Annotated in this window: 17 protein-coding genes; 9 read left to right on the top strand and 8 right to left on the bottom strand. The window is 43.6% G+C overall.

Features of this window, described 5'->3' with window-relative positions:
* Positions 1-55: 55 nt before the first annotated feature.
* A complete protein-coding gene (locus L2717_RS11230; protein WP_220773753.1) occupies positions 56-1081 on the bottom strand; it encodes a GGDEF domain-containing protein in 1026 nt (341 codons plus the stop codon).
* Between the two features lie 203 nt (positions 1082-1284).
* Here L2717_RS11230 and L2717_RS11235 point away from each other — a divergent pair, with 203 nt between their 5' ends.
* Positions 1285-2883 (top strand): M28 family metallopeptidase, encoded by a 1599-nt coding sequence (locus L2717_RS11235; RefSeq protein WP_248938047.1) that lies wholly within the window; start codon positions 1285-1287, stop codon positions 2881-2883.
* Between the two features lie 94 nt (positions 2884-2977).
* Here the strand turns inward: L2717_RS11235 and L2717_RS11240 are convergent, their stop codons facing one another.
* The 3 genes from L2717_RS11240 to L2717_RS11250 all read right to left on the bottom strand — a co-directional run bounded on the left by L2717_RS11240 (position 2978) and on the right by L2717_RS11250 (position 5707).
* Positions 2978-3841: a hypothetical protein gene (locus L2717_RS11240; RefSeq protein ID WP_248938048.1), complete on the bottom strand. Its 864-nt coding sequence runs from the start codon at positions 3839-3841 to the stop codon at positions 2978-2980.
* 391 nt (positions 3842-4232) lie between these two features.
* Positions 4233-5237: an ATP-grasp domain-containing protein gene (locus tag L2717_RS11245; RefSeq protein WP_220775147.1), complete on the bottom strand. Its 1005-nt coding sequence runs from the start codon at positions 5235-5237 to the stop codon at positions 4233-4235.
* A gap of 20 nt (positions 5238-5257) precedes the next feature.
* Positions 5258-5707 (bottom strand): MaoP family protein, encoded by a 450-nt coding sequence (locus L2717_RS11250; protein ID WP_220775146.1) that lies wholly within the window; start codon positions 5705-5707, stop codon positions 5258-5260.
* Between the two features lie 108 nt (positions 5708-5815).
* Here L2717_RS11250 and hdfR point away from each other — a divergent pair, with 108 nt between their 5' ends.
* Entirely contained in the window at positions 5816-6685 is an 870-nt protein-coding gene (hdfR, locus tag L2717_RS11255; protein ID WP_107882679.1) for an HTH-type transcriptional regulator HdfR, read from the top strand.
* A 21-nt stretch (positions 6686-6706) separates the two neighbouring features.
* Here hdfR and L2717_RS11260 read toward each other — a convergent pair whose 3' ends face one another.
* Positions 6707-7078 carry a diacylglycerol kinase gene (locus L2717_RS11260; RefSeq protein WP_220775156.1) on the bottom strand — a complete coding sequence of 124 codons (372 nt, stop codon included), beginning with the start codon at positions 7076-7078 and terminating at the stop codon, positions 6707-6709.
* Positions 7079-7346: 268 nt separating this feature from the next.
* Here L2717_RS11260 and L2717_RS11265 point away from each other — a divergent pair, with 268 nt between their 5' ends.
* The gene (locus L2717_RS11265; protein WP_248938049.1) at positions 7347-8264 is read left to right on the top strand and encodes a DNA ligase; all 918 of its coding nucleotides are present in this window, start codon (positions 7347-7349) and stop codon (positions 8262-8264) included.
* 361 nt (positions 8265-8625) lie between these two features.
* Here the strand turns inward: L2717_RS11265 and ylqF are convergent, their stop codons facing one another.
* Positions 8626-9564, bottom strand: a complete 939-nt coding sequence (ylqF, locus tag L2717_RS11270) for a ribosome biogenesis GTPase YlqF (protein ID WP_220772859.1) — start codon at positions 9562-9564, stop codon at positions 8626-8628.
* A 148-nt stretch (positions 9565-9712) separates the two neighbouring features.
* Positions 9713-10552, bottom strand: a complete 840-nt coding sequence (locus L2717_RS11275; protein WP_076500228.1) for an isopenicillin N synthase family dioxygenase — start codon at positions 10550-10552, stop codon at positions 9713-9715.
* A gap of 362 nt (positions 10553-10914) precedes the next feature.
* On the opposite strand from L2717_RS11275, the gene L2717_RS11280 reads away from it, so the two are divergent.
* Positions 10915-11820: a bifunctional methionine sulfoxide reductase B/A protein gene (locus L2717_RS11280; protein WP_220772858.1), complete on the top strand. Its 906-nt coding sequence runs from the start codon at positions 10915-10917 to the stop codon at positions 11818-11820.
* A gap of 73 nt (positions 11821-11893) precedes the next feature.
* Here L2717_RS11280 and hemB read toward each other — a convergent pair whose 3' ends face one another.
* Positions 11894-12889: a porphobilinogen synthase gene (gene hemB / locus L2717_RS11285; protein WP_220772857.1), complete on the bottom strand. Its 996-nt coding sequence runs from the start codon at positions 12887-12889 to the stop codon at positions 11894-11896.
* A 338-nt stretch (positions 12890-13227) separates the two neighbouring features.
* On the opposite strand from hemB, the gene tsaB reads away from it, so the two are divergent.
* From tsaB to L2717_RS11310, 5 genes are all read left to right on the top strand, one after another.
* A complete protein-coding gene (gene tsaB / locus L2717_RS11290; RefSeq protein WP_220772856.1) occupies positions 13228-13941 on the top strand; it encodes a tRNA (adenosine(37)-N6)-threonylcarbamoyltransferase complex dimerization subunit type 1 TsaB in 714 nt (237 codons plus the stop codon).
* A gap of 103 nt (positions 13942-14044) precedes the next feature.
* Positions 14045-14350, top strand: coding sequence for a hypothetical protein (locus tag L2717_RS11295; protein ID WP_107882695.1), 306 nt, complete (start codon positions 14045-14047; stop codon positions 14348-14350).
* A 52-nt stretch (positions 14351-14402) separates the two neighbouring features.
* The gene (locus tag L2717_RS11300) at positions 14403-15068 is read left to right on the top strand and encodes a M50 family metallopeptidase (RefSeq protein WP_373316148.1); all 666 of its coding nucleotides are present in this window, start codon (positions 14403-14405) and stop codon (positions 15066-15068) included.
* Positions 15069-15278: 210 nt separating this feature from the next.
* Positions 15279-16091 (top strand): class I SAM-dependent methyltransferase, encoded by an 813-nt coding sequence (locus tag L2717_RS11305; RefSeq protein WP_220772854.1) that lies wholly within the window; start codon positions 15279-15281, stop codon positions 16089-16091.
* Between the two features lie 21 nt (positions 16092-16112).
* The gene (locus L2717_RS11310; protein ID WP_220772853.1) at positions 16113-16976 is read left to right on the top strand and encodes an alpha/beta fold hydrolase; all 864 of its coding nucleotides are present in this window, start codon (positions 16113-16115) and stop codon (positions 16974-16976) included.
* Positions 16977-17066: the final 90 nt, after the last annotated feature.

The following is a 17066-nucleotide window of genomic DNA, read 5'->3' on the forward strand; positions in this document are numbered from 1 at the left end:
TAAACCCTAAGCCCTAGCCTAAACCTGAGCTACTTGGTTGAGGTTAGGGTAGCGGTCAGTTACTGATTGGTAATACTCGATTTCGGCCTAAGCGCTTTGCGTCATAAAGCAATTTATCTGCCGCTTCAATCAACTGCATGCCCGTTTGTTTATCCTGCCATTGGGCAACGCCAAATGAAGCACTAATATTATTAATACGCTCATCTTTGCGTCTGTCTTTCAAACTGAGTTTTTCAAGTCCACGGCGCATGCCTTCGGCTAGTTGTCTGGCGACACGTAACTGACTTTTAGGAACAATAATCGCAAACTCTTCACCGCCAAAGCGATACAGTTTCACGCCATCACGACAAGATTCCTGCAAACGTTTAGCCACGGCGCGTAATACTTGATCGCCTAGCTGGTGGCCATAGGTATCGTTAAATACTTTGAAATGGTCAATATCGGCTAAAATCACGCAGGTGCCTAATGGGGCTTGGGCCAACATACCAGCAAAATCGATGTCGAAAGCGCGGCGATTAAAGCAGCCCGTTAAGGCATCGTAGAGGACATCTTTTTCAGTTTGTTCGAGTTTTTTCTTTAGGGCATCGATTTCGGTTTGAGCTTTTTGTAATTGTCCGGTAAAGAACTCAGTGCTCGAACGAATATTGTCAGACTCTTTCACTAAACTGCGAACTAAATCGAGTACTTGTTCGACACTGTAGCCTTCATCTTCAATACGGTTTAGTTTCTCAAAATTACTATTAATACGCGATTGGAAGTCATTCGCATCCAGATTAGTGTCTTTGAGCGATTGGGATAACTCAGTCACCATAGCATCTAGACTCTGACGCATTTCTCTTACATCAAGTTCGACAGGATCAGCAACATATTGGCGGTATAAGAGTTCACTACTGACGGGAGGGCAGGTATTGTACTGGGAAATCACAGTGTCGAGTTGTTGATTTAACTCGGGATTTTGCTCTCCAACATAAGTGTACCAAAGTGCATAGTTAACCGGTGTGGTCGGAATTTTATGTTTGAGCATCAGAGGCACTGCTTTTTTGAGATTTAGCGCCGCAATTTGTAATAACTCTAACGACATATTGTTACCTTACTCAATGAAAATACACGGATATTGTAATTTCGCTATTTTATTATTTTGCTATCTATTTAAGGCTCACTACAAGAATATCCCTTCGATGAGGGTGTGAGCGCTGTTGCGTTAAGACTGCCATCATAAAATAAAGATGATATGGTAAAGTCTATCCTTAAAATCAAATAATGATAATAACTTAGGAGAAAGTTGTGAAAAATATCATCTTAGCCACGAGCCTGATGGCCACTATCTCATTTCCGGCCTTTGCAGTAACGACATTTGTACAAGGCCTCGATCTCGCGCAATACCGAACCGATGTTAAAACGCTAGCAAGCGATGCCTTTGGTGGACGCGCGCCCTTATCTGAAGGTGAGACCTTAACTTTAGACTATTTAGTTAAAGCATTTAAAGAAATGGGTCTCAAACCCGGATTTGGCGACAGTTACTTACAAGCGGTTCCTTTAGCGCAAATTAGCGCAGATCAACACATGCAGCTTGATATCGGTGGACTTAAGTTTACCAATGGCAGCGAGTTTACTGCCAGAACCCAAAGAGTCTCCGAAAAAGTCAGCTTAAATAATAGCGATATGGTGTTTGTTGGCTATGGTATTAATGCACCAGAATATGGCTGGAATGATTATCAAGGGGTAGATGTAAAAGGCAAAACCGTTATCGTGCTCGTTAACGACCCTGGCTTTGCGACTCAAGACCCTGCGGTATTCAAAGGCAATGCCATGACCTATTACGGCCGCTGGACTTATAAGTATGAAGAAGCCGCGCGACAAGGTGCAGAGGCTGTGTTTATTGTGCACGAAACAGCTCCGGCAGCCTATGGCTGGGGTGTGGTGCAAAACTCTAATACGGGGGCTAAGTTTACACTGGTTGATGCCAATAATAATCAAGGACAAGTGGGTATTATGGGCTGGGTTCAGCACGAAACTGTGCAAAAAATCTTTGCTAAAGCAGGGTTAGATTTTGATATTTTAAAACAGCAAGCAGCAAAACCAGCCTTTAAGGCAATACCGCTTAAGCTCACCGCACAACTTACATTAAACAATAAGATTGAGCGCGCACAGTCCCATAACGTTGCAGCATTATTACCGGGTAAAACTCGCCCTGATGAGGTTGTCATGATGCATGCCCACTGGGATCATCTGGGCACTGTGATTGAAAACGGAAAACCTGAGGTTTTAAATGGTGCGGTCGATAATGCCAGCGGTGTGGCGGGTGTTCTGGCATTGGCTCGATACTTTAAGCAGCAAGCGCGTGCTGCACCATTAGAACGTTCTATTCTTTTTAGTGCTTTCACAGCAGAGGAAACCGGTCTGATTGGCGCGCAGCATTTTGCTCAGCACCCCAGTGTGCCAACAAAAAATATTGTCGCCTTTTTAAATATCGATGGCATGAATATGAATCAAGGCGTGAATTACATCTTGCGTTATGGAGAGGGAGTGTCTGAGTTAGAACAATACTTAGATAAAGCCGCTAAGGCACAAGGCCGCTCGGTAAAAGCCGATCCAAGACCGCAGAATGGGTTAATGTTTAGATCCGATCACTTTGCACTGGCCCAGCAAGGTGTCCCAGGACTGTTATTTATGAGCCTTGGAGATACCGACCCCGATTATATCGCCCATAAATATCACCAAGCCGCGGATGACTATGATCCTAGTTGGTCATTAGAAGGCGTGAGTCAAGATCTTGATTTAATCGCCAGTATGCTCACCACGTTAGCTAATGGCACTGATTGGCCCCACTGGCTGGAGTCTTCAGACTTTAAAGCCAAACGTGAGCTAGAGGGTCGTAAATAGTTGAAACGTGTTTAAGTAGAATGGCGTCGAGTAGACGTCATTCTGTTATGCCGTTTTAGATATTTAATAATACACAAAGAAGAATATTCATGAATTAAAAGGTATAGCTGACTGAAAGCATAGGGCCGGTAAAGCTGTAATAGATATTATAATTAGCAACCTGAGCATATTTCGCGGGTGAGTTTTGAGCGATATCAACGTCAACTTCGTAGTAATTATAGGCCACATTCATACGCCAATTCGGAGTGATTTGTGCATCAACACCGAGTTTAATATCAACGAGATCACCTTTTACATCATTGAGTTTTATATAAAAATATTGTGCATGGCCGGTAAATTGCCAACCGGGGATAAACTCATAATTTCCATAGATACCAACATCGGGCAGAGGTGCGGTGACACTTTCGTCAACGATGCGCGGAATAGCTTGGCTACTACAGACATTATTTACTAATTCTGATGAGGCACAAACTCCGATGACCCCTTCAAATCCCATTTTGATAAACATGGTATGTAGTCCAACCGAAAGGCCTACATCATAGTTGCTACTTTGAAACACATCATAGCCATACCCTAATCGCAGCACATCGATATTTAAAGTCGAGCTCAGTCTACCTCCGGCTTTAATATCGTAAATATTGTCATTAATTTCGATCAGAAAGGGCTTAGATAATGCTTGGGTTTCGGCGTTTCTATGGAGTTGCTTCCAGTCTAGGTAGATATTGTGACGTTCGTTAAAGTGATAATTTAGCTCGATGAAAGGTAAAAACTCATTTTCGGCTAATTGTAAGTCAGATTCATAATCTAAGATGAAATTATTACCTGAAATAGCGTTTGTAACTTCCATATTAGTATCTGATTGCGAATAGAAACCACCAAACTCAATAGTAAAATCATCGGCTTGCACTTGAGTGCTCACGAGTGATGCTATGATGAGGGGTAACAAGCGGATCGACATATTAAGAAGTGACTCCAGCATTATTTTTATTATGTTTAACGATAAAATTAGATTTTTGTGCTACCAACTAAGTGTACGATAAAAATCGACAAAAGCAGTTTAACAGCAAATTTCCATATGTGAATAAAATGTTTTAAAAAGTGCGCTAATTTGTGATTCAAAGCAAAGGCTAGGGTAATTTTATTCATTTGTAGGAAAATTGAGTGAGAGGTCGCATCTGTTGATTGAGGTTTAAGGCAGGGCATCATATCCGCGGAAAATAATTGTCATAATAGCGGTAATCTTTGAGTCAGTGACATTTATGGATATGGAATAGAAGATGAATAAGTGCAGGGCAGTGATTGAACTTATAATATCTAGCGGCGTGATCCCGCTAGATACGATCCTATTTTTAGTGTTTTTCTTTCGCGGCTGACGTCGATAACGACGAACTTGATACTGTCGGCGCTACACCATCAGCCACTACTTTAGGACTACTTGGCTCATCTTTATTAAACATACCTAAGCGGATACGAATAAAGTGTAGAATTTGCGCAGCTATGTCCACATTCAAACAAGACTCTAAACCTTCAAATCCTGGGGATGAATTCGCTTCACAGATTTTATAATGGCCGTTATCGAATAATAAATCGATACCCGCAACATCAAGATCGAGAATATTAGCTGTTTGTGTGGCTAACCATTCAATTTCAGGGGTGATCTGAAATGGACGCGCCGAGCCACCCGCACTCACGTTAGCTTTAAAGCTATCTTCTTGACCGCGCCTTTCGTAGCAACCCGCAACACGACCACCAATAGTAAATACCCGTAGATCGCGGCCATGACTATTAGCAATAAACTCTTGCAAAATAATGTTAGCGTTTTTGTTGGTCGCTTCAATTAATTGCATTAAATCATCGAATTCTCGTGCTTTGTGGGATAAAAATACGCCGCTGCCCTGTGAGCCAGAAAGTGTTTTAATCACCACAGGAAAACCCAGATGACGTTCCACCAGATTAATGTCGACAGGGAATTTAACCAGCATTGTTTTAGGCGTAGGTAAATTTTTCTCGGCCAACAACTGCTGGGAGAATAGTTTGTCTTTAACAATTTCAATAGCTTTAGAGGGATTGAGGCAATACACGCCTAATCGCTCTAAGTGGCGAATAATGGCTAAAGCAAAGTAAGTCGTGCCTGAGCCCATGCGCGGAATAATAAAATCAGGCAGCTCGACAGCTTGCCCATTCAATAAAATACTCTTGTTATCTTCTCTGGTGACAGTTAAATCAAATTCATCTGGTGCGTAAACTGTCAACTCTATGTTGTCAGCTTTGGCTGCCGCCAGTAAACGATCAATTTCATACCATTCAGGTTTTAGCTGAGTCGCGGTTTCTTTATATAAAATCCAACCACGCATTTAGTAGCAAACCTTAATTATCATTCTTTATCCTCAGGTTCAGGTTCATCCTGAACATCATCTTCAATATCAAATACAGCTTCGGCTTCGAGTTCTATTTCGGGCTTGGTTGCAGGCAAATGCACTGTACCAACCACGGCATAAAAGGGCTTCCCCATGGCGAGCCTGCGATACTTTACCCAGATCTGTTCTAACAAGCTACTGGGAGCGATATTTCCTTTCGCTACTTCGATAAACTGGGCTTCTTCAGTGGTACAAGGTAAGGTTTTACCTTCGGCTAAATTCTTCATCGCATGCCCATGCAATTCAAGAAGTTCAGCTTCTTTATTGGTGAAATCACCGCTGCGTTTAAAGCCTTTGGGGAAATTAGCATCATCGTAAAAACGTTTTTGAGAGTTAAAACTTACAGTAGCTGAGCCGTTAAACGTCTCAGAACCCTTGTTAGCGCTTAGAAAAGTCTGTTCAGACATGGCAGTTACCTTCTGGTTTTTGATACACAAAGATTTGCAACTGGAGTATTGGCTAGTATTATTGATTTATAAATCAAAAAAATTTGTCTATGTTGGTCAAGAATTTTTATGGATACTGATTTACTAAAAACCTTTCTTGAAGTCTCCCGTACTCGCCATTTTGGTAAAGCGGCAGAAAACCTTTATTTAACTCGCAGTGCGGTGAGTTTTCGGGTTAAGCAACTTGAAAGTATCTTGGGTGTCGCGTTATTCGAGCGTCAACGCAATAATATTCAACCTACGCCAGCGGGCGAGCGTATGCTCGGCCACGCTGAGGCGGTACTGACGGCGTGGGAGCGGGCTAAACAAGATGTTTCCTTGAGTCAGTTACAATCGACTCAGCTTGCTATTGGCGCAGGGCCGAATATTTGGGACGCCTATCTGCAGGGTTATTTACAAGGATTGCATGTGGGGTTGCCTGGCGTTGCACTGCGCACAGAAGTCTTACCGACCAATGCGATGACGCGCCAATTAATGGATCGTACTCTTGATATCGCGATTTCATTTGATCCCCCAAAACTAGAACAATTTGAATTACAGCAACTGGGACAAATTAATCTGCTGTTAGTGTCGAGTATTAACGATCAAAGCGTCGATGCCGTTGTGGCAGGACAGTATGTGAAAGTAGATTGGGGAACGGCGTTTAATATTGTCCATGCGCAGGAGTATGCTTCATTGCCGGTGCCTACACTCCACACCAGTTCGGCGAGTATTGCTTTAGATTTTATTTTAAATAATGGCGGCTGTGCATTTTTGCCTGAGCACCTAGTACAGCATGCTTTGCGCTGCGGTGAATTACATCTTGTTAGTGGCGCGAATGCGATTTCACGTAATGTGTATGTGGCTTATTGGGCGGAAAACGATCGCTTAGCTCAAATAAAACAAGCCATCGGCTTTTTAAAGGACGATGGCTCAGTGTTTGCTCATGCGACTATCTAAACATCGGTCTAAACGTCGGTGTTAGAGCACCAAAGGCGCCAATACGACCAGCCAAGTTAATCCGCACAGCGCAAGACTCATAAAAACGGCTGCCGAGGCAATATCCTTGGCTTGGCCGCTGAGAGGATGGATTTCGCTACCAACCCTATCAACCACGGCTTCAATCGCCGAGTTGAGCAATTCCACAATCAATACGATAAATAACGTTAGAATCAGCATTAAGCGTTCAATCGTGCTGATATCGACCCACAGCGCCACAGGTAACATCATGACAGCTAAGATTAATTCCTGTCTAAAGGCGGCTTCATGTATCCAAGCCGCTTTTAAGCCTTTCATCGAAAAGCCTGTTGCTCTGACAATGCGTTTAATACCGTGATTGTTGGCTGGTTTCATAGTGTTTCCAATTAACATTAGCGCCAAAGCGCTGAGATTTTGCTCGTTCAAATAAGATCAATCAGACAAATAATACCCGTTTGTAACATTTGACCGAGTTAATAAATTGCGCCGCAGTATAGCCTGAGATCACAAGCGTATAAACACTTAACTGAGTAAATTGAAGGTTAACATTCTTTGTTAACTTAGTGGGTTAGTGATTTTAGTGGTTATTTTAATGCAATTTTAGTGGTACGACCTAAGCTTGATACTGGGAGCGAGCAAAGGAATGACTCACATGATAAAGTTACAATATTTAACATATTATCCATCGTTTAGATGGCATGTTTTTACTCTGCTACTGGGCTTATTTCATTGTTTGCCTGCTTTGCCGGCAGCGCAAGTTTCGCCGCCAATACAACAGGCAAGTGTGTTTGATGGTGATAAAGTACAACAAGATATTCATATAAAAGATTTTTTGATCAGTGAGAAACTCGACGGAGTTCGGGGCTACTGGAACGGAAAAGCATTATTCACTCGACAAGGTTATGTTATTACTGCGCCAACTTGGTTTACTGCGAATTTTCCAGATTATCCCTTAGACGGTGAATTATGGCTTGGACGAGGTCAGTTTGAAGCCATGTCGAGTTTAATTCGGCAAAGCGCTGCTAAGGAAGAAGATTGGCGCAAGGTACGGTTTATGGTGTTTGATGTGCCAAAGGCGGGTGGCGACTTTATTTCTCGTTATCAATTTGCGCTGACCGAACTGAGCGGCAAATCGAATTACCTTGAAGTTATAAAACAGTTTCAATTAGAAAGTCTTGAGGCCTTGTATCAAAAACTGGATACCCTAGTGGCTAAAGGTGCTGAAGGATTAATGCTCCATCGCAGTTCTGCAATGTATATGATTGGCCGTAACCCTAATTTGATGAAGTTAAAACCTTATTATGATGCTGAAGCTTTAGTCATTGCCCACATTCCGGGTAAAGGCCAATTTGCAGGACAGATGGGCGCATTGAGAGTACAAACACCAGATGGGCGAGTTTTTAGTATTGGCACTGGTTTTAGTCTTGCACAGCGTCAACATCCTCCCGCAGTGGGCGTGACTATTACCTATAAATATCTAGGCCTTACTGTGAACGGTTTGCCCCGTTTCGCGAGCTTTCTACGAATACGCAGTGATGTGACTACAAATAACATTCAATAGTCGAGCATAGATTACGCTCAAACGACATCTCATCACTTTATGATTACTGTACACGCGCTTTTACGGTTGAGGTATAAAAGATAATGAAGCAAGTATGCTCGATCCTTATTATGGTGGCGCAGAAGGGTATTGGATTTATTAGAAAAAAGTATGGATGCCTTGCCCAATAATCTTGTATCAAGTACACCAAAATAACGGTGAGTTAACGCTTATATATTGCTAAATATCTCGTAATAAAAAGCCAGCACATTGAATATACTGGCTTACTTACTGCTCAACTGCTCAACTGCTCAACTGCTCAACTGCTCAACTGCTCAACTGCTCAACTGCTCAACTGCTCAACTGCTCAACTGCTCATTGATTAATCGTGGCGTTTGCCTGAACGTTTAAGCCGCTCATTAGCCAGTTTAGCCTCTTTCTCTGCCTCTTTTATGGCCAAAATACGGGCGACTTCAATCTTCTCTATCTCGGCCATCGCAGGCGTTTCTAATGAGAGTAAACCGATTTTTCCTGAGCGGTATTCATGCAGTAATAATTCAGATGCTTTGTGCATATCAATACGACCACCGGGACGCAGGGCGCCACGTTTACGGCCAATCGCTTCAAGTAAAGCCACATCATCTTTGGGTAATTCGCTGAGGTTGTAACGCTCACAAATCTCTTTGGGATAGGCGGTTAAGAAATACTTCGCGGCGAACAGGGCCACATCTTCATATTCCATCGCGGTATCTTTGATAGCACCCGTGACGGCGAGGCGATAGCTACTGGCTTCGTTATCTACTTTGGGCCACAAAATACCTGGGGTGTCCGATAGCACGATACCGTTACGCAAATTGATGCGTTGTTGGGTTTTGGTCACTGCGGGCTCGTTACCGGTTTTAGCGATGACACGGCCAGCCAAGGTGTTGATGATGGTGGATTTACCTACGTTGGGAATGCCCATTATCATAGTGCGAATATCTTTTTCAGTTTTATCGCGACTTGGCACTAACTTGCGGCAAATATCAGGGATTTTTTTCACCATAGCCGCTTGCAGTGTAGTGATTGCGGTTGCCTTAACGCCTTGCTCACGCTCTAAGTATTCAATCCATTGCGCGGTGATCTCAGGATCAGCCAGATCAGATTTATTCAGCAGTTTAATACAAGGTTTGTCGCCTCTAAGCTGAGTCACCATGGGGTTTTCGCTACTGTAGGGGATACGCGCGTCCAGCACTTCGATAACAAGATCGACCTGAGGCATTGCCTCTTCAATCTCTTTGCGTGCTTTGTGCATATGCCCTGGATACCACTGAATTGCCATGATAACGCCTTGTCCTAAATAACTTAAAGAGCGGCTATTCTACCTTGAAGGTGACAAATATCATAAAAAAAGCGCCCGAGGGCGCTTCAATTGCTTAATCCTTGACTGTCTCTGGGATTAATTCAGGTTTTATAGGCACTTTTAAGGCTTAGATAACCCCGAGTTCGCGCAGTCTTTCCATCAGATAACTGTCGGCGGTATAACGCTCTGACAACACAACGGCAGGATTGGGATGCAAGAATAATGGCAGTGAAATCCGTGCTTTGGTTTTATCTGCGCCCTCTGGGTTAATTACGCGGTGTGATGTTGACGGGAAATAACCGCCAGAGGCTTCTTGTAGCATGTCGCCGATATTGATAATAATGCTGCCAAAATCACTGGGAACATCTAACCAAGTACCATCTTTAGCTTTCACTTGTAGCCCTGGCTCATTGGCTGCAGGTAGTACAGTGATAAGGTTAATATCCTCATGAGCCGCGGCGCGAATGGCGCCCATTTCTTCACTGCCCGTCATCGGTGGGTAGTGCAGAATGCGTAATAAGGTTTTTTGGCTATTGGCAATCATCTCAGGCAATGGTATCGAAAACTTAGCTTTTACATCGTCTGGTGAGTAGGTTTCAATCCACTCTAATAATTCAGCGGCCAGCGCGTTGGCTTTTTGGTAATAGGCAAGAATATTGGCGCGCAGCGAATCGGGAATTCGGCCCCAAGGATACACGTGGTAATACTCTTTAATATCTTTGATTGTGTTGCCTTTGGCAGTTTCAGAAATTGATGCAGGAAAGAAACCGTCGTGGGTTTCTTTTTTAAACATATAGTCGTGTTTAGCGTCTGAATTAAAGAAGGCTTGCCACTCGGTATAGATATCTTCAACTAAGCGTTTATCAATCGGATGATTCGATAAAACACCAAAGCCTGTTTCCCTTAGTGATTCAACAAATTGTTGAGCACTATTTTCAGCGCGGTAATCAATGGTTTCTAATTTCATTTAAATTTCTACTTATTATATATAGTTATAATTTGACCCGCAGCAAGTGTAGCCGTGCGCTGGAGTAGGTGCAAATACTCAGCGCGGGTGAGTGGTAGCAACTGCTGTATTTTTCATCGCTTATACAATCGACGACATCAAGACTTATATTAGGCCTTGCTTGAACGGCAAGATTTTAGCCGCTAAACCCGTTAGTATGGTGCATTGAATTTATTGCCATTGGCGCGCTTAACATAAGCGTTTTGAAGGCAACTGCAATAAATCTTGCTTGGAGTAGGTCTTATTTTTAACTTCCTAATGAATTTGCTCCTTAATCAAAGAGTATCGAAATAGACAACGACGTGAGTTGAAAGGGCACTAATATGAATAAACTGACCGATTTTGAACACTATGTTATCGAAGAGAAAGGCACTGAGCGCCCCTTTAGTGGTGAGTATTATGAGCATGATGCTAAGGGTTTGTATTTATGCAAAAAATGCCATGCGCCTCTGTATCGTTCCGAGCATAAATTTAATGCCCATTGTGGCTGGCCAGCTTTTGATGATGAGATAGCCGGCGCAGTGACTCGTAATATCGACGCCGACGGGCGCAGAACCGAGATTGTTTGTAGCCAGTGCGGTGGTCACTTGGGGCATGTCTTTCAAGGTGAAATGTTAACACCTAACAATATTCGTCATTGTGTTAACTCCGTTTCTATGGTTTTCAAAGGGATAGATGATGCTGTTGAACCAGCATCGAACAGCTGTGCAACTTTTGGTGCGGGTTGTTTCTGGTGCGTTGAAGCGATTTTTAACAATTTGAAAGGCGTAGTAAATGTCACCTCAGGTTATGCTGGCGGTGAAGCCCATGATGCCGATTATAAATCCGTTTGCTCGGGCCAAACTGGCCATGCAGAGGTTGTTCATATTGAGTTCAATCCAGAGGAAATTGATTTTACAACCTTGTTGCAGGTCTTTTTTGAGAGCCACGATCCGACCACACTTAACCGCCAAGGTAATGATAAAGGTCCACAATATCGTTCTGTGGTGTTTACCCACAATGCTGAGCAGATAGATCAAATCACTGCAATGCTGGCTCAGTTGGAGGCGGCAAAAGTGTTTGATGCGCCAATAGTGACTCAAGTGTCAGCATTTGATACTTTTTATCCTGCTGAAAATTATCATAACGATTACTTTGCCTTACACGGCGAGCAGCCTTATTGCCAAATGGTCGTGCGGCCTAAGGTCGAGAAAATTAAAGCGTTATTTGCGGGATTACAAAAGGCGTAAGCTATTTAGCGTATAAAATGTTAAATAAAAAAATGCCACTGCTAAAGTGGCATTTTTTTATGCGCTTTATTAATCAGAAACGTAATAAACGGCTTTCAGCTAACCACTGGGCATATTGTTTAGTGTAATAGCTAACAATTAGATCCGCCCCAGCACGCTTTAAACCAATAAAGGTTTCAGTGACCACTGCGCGCTCATCTAAAGCACCTGCAAGGGCAGCAAACTTAATGCCAGCATATTCACCGCCTACTTGATAGGCAGCGAGTGGCAGATGAGTTTCTTGTCTTAAACGGCTAAGTACATCCAAATAAGGCGTACCAGGTTTAACCATCAGGATATCGGCGCCTTCGGCTTCATCTAATGAGGCTTCTAACAAGGCTTGGCGACCGTTGGCATAATCAAGCTGATATCCCTTGCGATTACCGCTGAGTTCACAATCTACTGCGGCTCTAAAAGGGCCATAGAAGGAGGAGGCGAATTTTGCCGAGTGGGCCAGAATCGCCACATGCTCATATCCTGCGGCATCGAGTCCTTGGCGAATGGCTTTAACTTGGCCGTCCATCATGGCCGATGGCGCTAACATATCGGCGCCTGCTTTAGCTGCTGTGATTGATTGTTTGACTAAATTCTCAACGGTGAGGTCGTTACAGACCTCATTATTGTGCACCACGCCACAATGACCGTGATCAGTGTATTCACAAAAACAAATATCGGGGATCACCATCATCTCTGGTACTGCGGCTTTAATGGTACGCACCATGCGAGCGAGTAGGCCATCGTCGTTCCACGTATCGCTACCTTTATCATCTTTAGTGTGGGAAATGCCAAAGGGCATCACATAGCGGATCCCGAGAGCGTATAGTTCGCGAACTTCTTCTGCCAGTGCACTTTCAGGTAAACGGCTAATGCCAGGAAGCGTCGAAATAGGCACTGCGTGGGTGATGTGTTCTTCAATAAACAGGGGATGAATGAGATCGCTCAGTGAAATATGGGTTTCGCGCAGCAGATCGCGCATGGCTTCTGAGCTACGTAAGCGTCTTAGGCGACGTAATGGAGGTGTGTTTAACATGAGTTTTCCTTATCGAAGGCGGATAAATGCAATCGTACAATGGCAAGGGATGACTTCAATTTATACTTGTCTGCTCTGACAATCAAAGATAAAAAAGTTCCCTAAAGGAATGATATTGAGAAATGGGGTTATCGAACATAGACTTAGATCACACATATCACTCTCGCACTGGCATATCGGGGTATGTTATCCGAGCGCTATTTTAATGGGATTGTGTGCTTAGCCCTTTGTTTTCGGGCATTTGATGTTATTATTTGCGCCAGTTTATTCATGGCATATTCGCAAAGTACAGAAATAGTCCATTTGATGCGAAATTTGGCCCGCTATCCGGTTTTTAAATGACAATAACACACGAATATCCAGCTTGTATTTTGGCCTTAGATACTTGTACAGAATCTTGCTCGGCGGCACTGCAATATCAAAGCCAAATTTATGCTGAACTTGCCGATGCCCCGCGTGAACATAGTCAGCGCTTATTACCTATGGTCGATTCTGTGCTCAAAAAAGCCGGCATTAGCGTAGATAAAGTGACTGCAATTGCCTATGGTCGAGGCCCAGGCAGTTTTACGGGGATCCGTATTTGTACTAGCATGACTCAAGGTCTGGCACTGGGTTTAGATATACCTGTCATTGGTATTTCAACCTTGGCCGCAATGGCACAAATGGCGATACGTGAATATCAAGCCGAGCAAGTGTTGTGTACCATTGATGCGCGTATGGGCGAAGTGTATTGGGGTCAGTTTGTGGCCATCGACGGAATTGCCACTTTGGTTGGTAAAGAAATGGTCAGCGCGCCAACAGAGGTACAACTTCAGCTTGATACTCAAACACCCATTGTGGGTTGTGGTACCGGCTTTGACGCTTACCCAGAGTTACTCTCCCTCGGTGCGGGCATTTTAGTTCTCGATGCCGTGAAATATCCCGATGCACGCGCTATGCTGATATTGGCTGAAATAGGTATAAAAGACGGTTTGGCAACCACTGTAGATGCGCTTGAACCTGTGTATTTACGTGATACAGTCACCTGGAAAAAACTACCTGGCCGTGAGTAGACCGTGATTTTTGATTGTTTTTGGGCTAATCGGCGCGTTAGAATTTTAGCCGCATAACGCTAATGTTATTAACGATGCATGGTATAAAACTTAAGGCTTCTTGATGCAGATTAATGTGAATCAAACGAGTTTGACGAATGCCGTAGCGAGTAATAGACCCGCTATCGCTCAGGGGCTAACGGCGCCTGAATCGTCACGCCCAGTGATTGAGCAAGATGCCGTCGAAGCCGTCAGTTTAGATAAGCCTAAAAACGCTGCGGGAAATTTACAATCAAGACTTGGTGCACATCTTGAGTATGAACAAGATACCCGCGGTCACCAAGGAGCGATAGCCCAGTATTTACAAACCCAACATGCCGCCAAACGCGATGAAATTCAGCAAATGGTGGGTGTGGATTTGTATGCTTGATGATCAAAAAACGCCTCATCGTTCTGCCTCACTATTTTCCTCTTCTAAATTAATGGGTACTGCCGCTAGCGGTGTTCCTAGCCGTGGCCTGTTTGTTATCGAACTGGTTTTTGCCTTATTGATCACCCGTATTCCTTATTTAAGCGTGCCGTTTAAATGGCTCGAAAGTTATTTTCATGAATTATCCCACGGTATTGCGACTATTTTAAGTTCGGGCATTGTCAGCCATATTCAGCTATTTCCTAATGGTGCTGGCTTTTGCTTTAGCCAAGGGGGGGCGCCGCTATTGATTGGTTTTGCGGGGTATTTCGGCGCGGCTTGTTGGGGATATTTAATCTACTTACTCGCGACTTGGCCAAAGGGGATCCGTGTGAGCTTTGCCTTACTGGGCGCTTTAGTGGTGCTAAGCGGCTTACTTTGGGGCAGAGATCTTCTCACATTAGCTATTTTAGCCGTGTTGACCATCATTTTGTTATTACCGCTAAGACTCAGCCAAAACAAAATCTTGACCCAGTTTTTACGTATAATTGGTTTAATGATCATGCTCAATGCGTTGGCAAGTCCGACGGTGTTGCTAGGACTTGGTCAAGGGGATGCGGTGATGTTGGCTGAGCGTTCTTGGATCCCCGCTTGGATTTGGGTCGGTATGTGGTTATTAAGTAGCATCTGCGCTTTATATTTCGCATGGCGCCGTGTGGATAAAGCGGCTAACGGTTAGTTCTCAATGCTTATTAAAACCTTTGATATATGATGCCGTATCCATACGTTTACCACTATTCCCTCGATTCATTTACGCCAATGTTATTAAGCTCATCATGTTGAGCTTTAACAACTTAAGTGACCGAAAGCGCGGCTTCTATACTTCTATTCCTTGGATTTTAACGCATTGGCTGCTAGCTTAGGCCTTCGGTATCCATGGAGAATTAAAATGAAAAAAGTCACCTTAGTTGCCAGCTTACTTATGGCCGGTTTATGTTCCAGTGTAACCTACGCAGATGAAAGTTTAGATAAGGCTCTAAAAAGCGATTTTCGTCAGGCTAAAAATGCCAGCCGCGATGTTTATCGTCACCCCGCAGAAACCTTACGCTTTTTTGGCATTGCCCCAACACAGACAGTGATTGAACTTTGGCCTGGTAATGGCTGGTATAGCGAAATATTAGGACCTTATTTAGCCAAAGAAGGCCATTATATCGCAGCTAGTTTTGAAACTGCGCCTGCAACAGATACTCCCGGAAATCGTTATCGTGCTAATGCGGGCACTAAGTATGCAGCGTGGATGACGGCTAATAAAGATGCTCTCGGTAATGCCACAATAATTACGTTTGATCCGCCATATAAGATGGATTTAGGTGCCGATGGCAGTGCTGATCTGGTATTAACTTTCCGTAATTTGCACAACTGGGCATCTGCGGATCAGCTCGATAATGTGTTTGCTGCCTCATATAAAGTGTTAAAGGATGGCGGTATTTTTGGCGTAGTAGAACATAGAGCGAATGAAGGGATGAGCCTTAGCACGGGTTATATGAATCAAACCAGTATGATTGATTTAGCTAAGAAAGTAGGTTTTACCTTAGTTGAAACTTCAGAAATTAATGCCAATCCAAAAGATACTAAGGATTATGCTAAAGGTGTTTGGGCTTTACCGCCATCATTTGGCTTGGGTGATAGTGATAAAGAAAAATACCAAGCGATCGGTGAAAGTGACCGTATGACCCTTAAATTCGTCAAAAAATCATCTTAATCGGCTGACATTAGAGGCATTATGTGGCAATCTCTCGCCCCCCAAAATCAAATTGAATTTGTATTACCCCATATTAGGCTCTCGGGGCGATTATGGGGGGCGAAGGATAAACCGTTACTACTTGCCTTACATGGCTGGTTAGACAATGCCAACAGTTTTGAGCCTTTAGCCGCGTATTTACTTGAGTACCAAATTCTCGCGATTGATTGGCCAGGGCACGGTTTTTCGGCGCATAGGCCGGGCCATTATCCCTTGCATTGGGTTGATTATTTGTATGATTTAGATGTGTTGTTAACTGTTTTACCGCAAAAGCCCATTGCGATAATCGGACATTCACTTGGGGGAATAATAGCCTCGGCTTACACTGCCACCTTTCCTGAAAAGGTTAATAAGCTGGTATTAATTGAAGCCTTGAGTCCACTGTCTGAGCCAGCAACGCAAGCTAAGGCTCGATTGAGGAAAAGCTTCTACCAACATGAGAAATATTTAACGCAGCAGCATCGGCAAATAAAGAGTTATGACAGTATCGACATTGCAATAAAGGCGAGGGCGCATTTAACGGGATTGGCTGAGCCTTGGTGTCGTCTATTACTTGAGCGCAATATGCAGCCAGAAGGTGAAGGCGTGAGTTGGCGTAGTGATCCACGGTTGAGGTTTGATTCACCCCAGCGTATCACTTTTGCCCAAGTTGATGCCTTAATGCAGGATATCTCGGTGGATACTTTGCTGGTTTGTGGAACGCAAGGCTTTAAGCAGTTACAGAGTGCAATCCCTAAGGCTCGAACGTGGTTTAAGCATTTGTCTGAACATATTATTGAGGGCGATCACCACGTACACATGGGTAATGCAGCAAGCGTTGCTCGCTTGACCGAAGAATTCGTTTAATGCTTAACTTTTTAGTCACATAAAAAGGCACTAGGTTTTTTGTTTTTTTTATGTGATGATGATCAAAATTAAAACGCTCGTATGATTTTT

Source organism: Shewanella glacialipiscicola (assembly GCF_023283485.1).
Classification (GTDB): domain Bacteria; phylum Pseudomonadota; class Gammaproteobacteria; order Enterobacterales; family Shewanellaceae; genus Shewanella; species Shewanella glacialipiscicola.

Bases quoted from the DNA above. Each gene is read 5' to 3' on its own strand.
- L2717_RS11230 (WP_220773753.1), bottom strand. From the start codon at position 1,081: ATGTCGTTAGAGTTATTACAAATTGCGGCGCTAAATCTCAAAAAAGCA.
- L2717_RS11240 (WP_248938048.1), bottom strand. From the start codon at position 3,841: ATGTCGATCCGCTTGTTACCCCTCATCATAGCATCACTCGTGAGCACT.
- L2717_RS11245 (WP_220775147.1), bottom strand. From the start codon at position 5,237: ATGCGTGGTTGGATTTTATATAAAGAAACCGCGACTCAGCTAAAACCT.
- L2717_RS11250 (WP_220775146.1), bottom strand. From the start codon at position 5,707: ATGTCTGAACAGACTTTTCTAAGCGCTAACAAGGGTTCTGAGACGTTT.
- hdfR (WP_107882679.1), top strand. From the start codon at position 5,816: ATGGATACTGATTTACTAAAAACCTTTCTTGAAGTCTCCCGTACTCGC.
- L2717_RS11260 (WP_220775156.1), bottom strand. From the start codon at position 7,078: ATGAAACCAGCCAACAATCACGGTATTAAACGCATTGTCAGAGCAACA.
- L2717_RS11265 (WP_248938049.1), top strand. From the start codon at position 7,347: ATGACTCACATGATAAAGTTACAATATTTAACATATTATCCATCGTTT.
- ylqF (WP_220772859.1), bottom strand. From the start codon at position 9,564: ATGGCAATTCAGTGGTATCCAGGGCATATGCACAAAGCACGCAAAGAG.
- L2717_RS11275 (WP_076500228.1), bottom strand. From the start codon at position 10,552: ATGAAATTAGAAACCATTGATTACCGCGCTGAAAATAGTGCTCAACAA.
- L2717_RS11280 (WP_220772858.1), top strand. From the start codon at position 10,915: ATGAATAAACTGACCGATTTTGAACACTATGTTATCGAAGAGAAAGGC.
- hemB (WP_220772857.1), bottom strand. From the start codon at position 12,889: ATGTTAAACACACCTCCATTACGTCGCCTAAGACGCTTACGTAGCTCA.
- tsaB (WP_220772856.1), top strand. From the start codon at position 13,228: ATGACAATAACACACGAATATCCAGCTTGTATTTTGGCCTTAGATACT.
- L2717_RS11295 (WP_107882695.1), top strand. From the start codon at position 14,045: ATGCAGATTAATGTGAATCAAACGAGTTTGACGAATGCCGTAGCGAGT.
- L2717_RS11300 (WP_373316148.1), top strand. From the start codon at position 14,403: ATGGGTACTGCCGCTAGCGGTGTTCCTAGCCGTGGCCTGTTTGTTATC.
- L2717_RS11305 (WP_220772854.1), top strand. From the start codon at position 15,279: ATGAAAAAAGTCACCTTAGTTGCCAGCTTACTTATGGCCGGTTTATGT.
- L2717_RS11310 (WP_220772853.1), top strand. From the start codon at position 16,113: ATGTGGCAATCTCTCGCCCCCCAAAATCAAATTGAATTTGTATTACCC.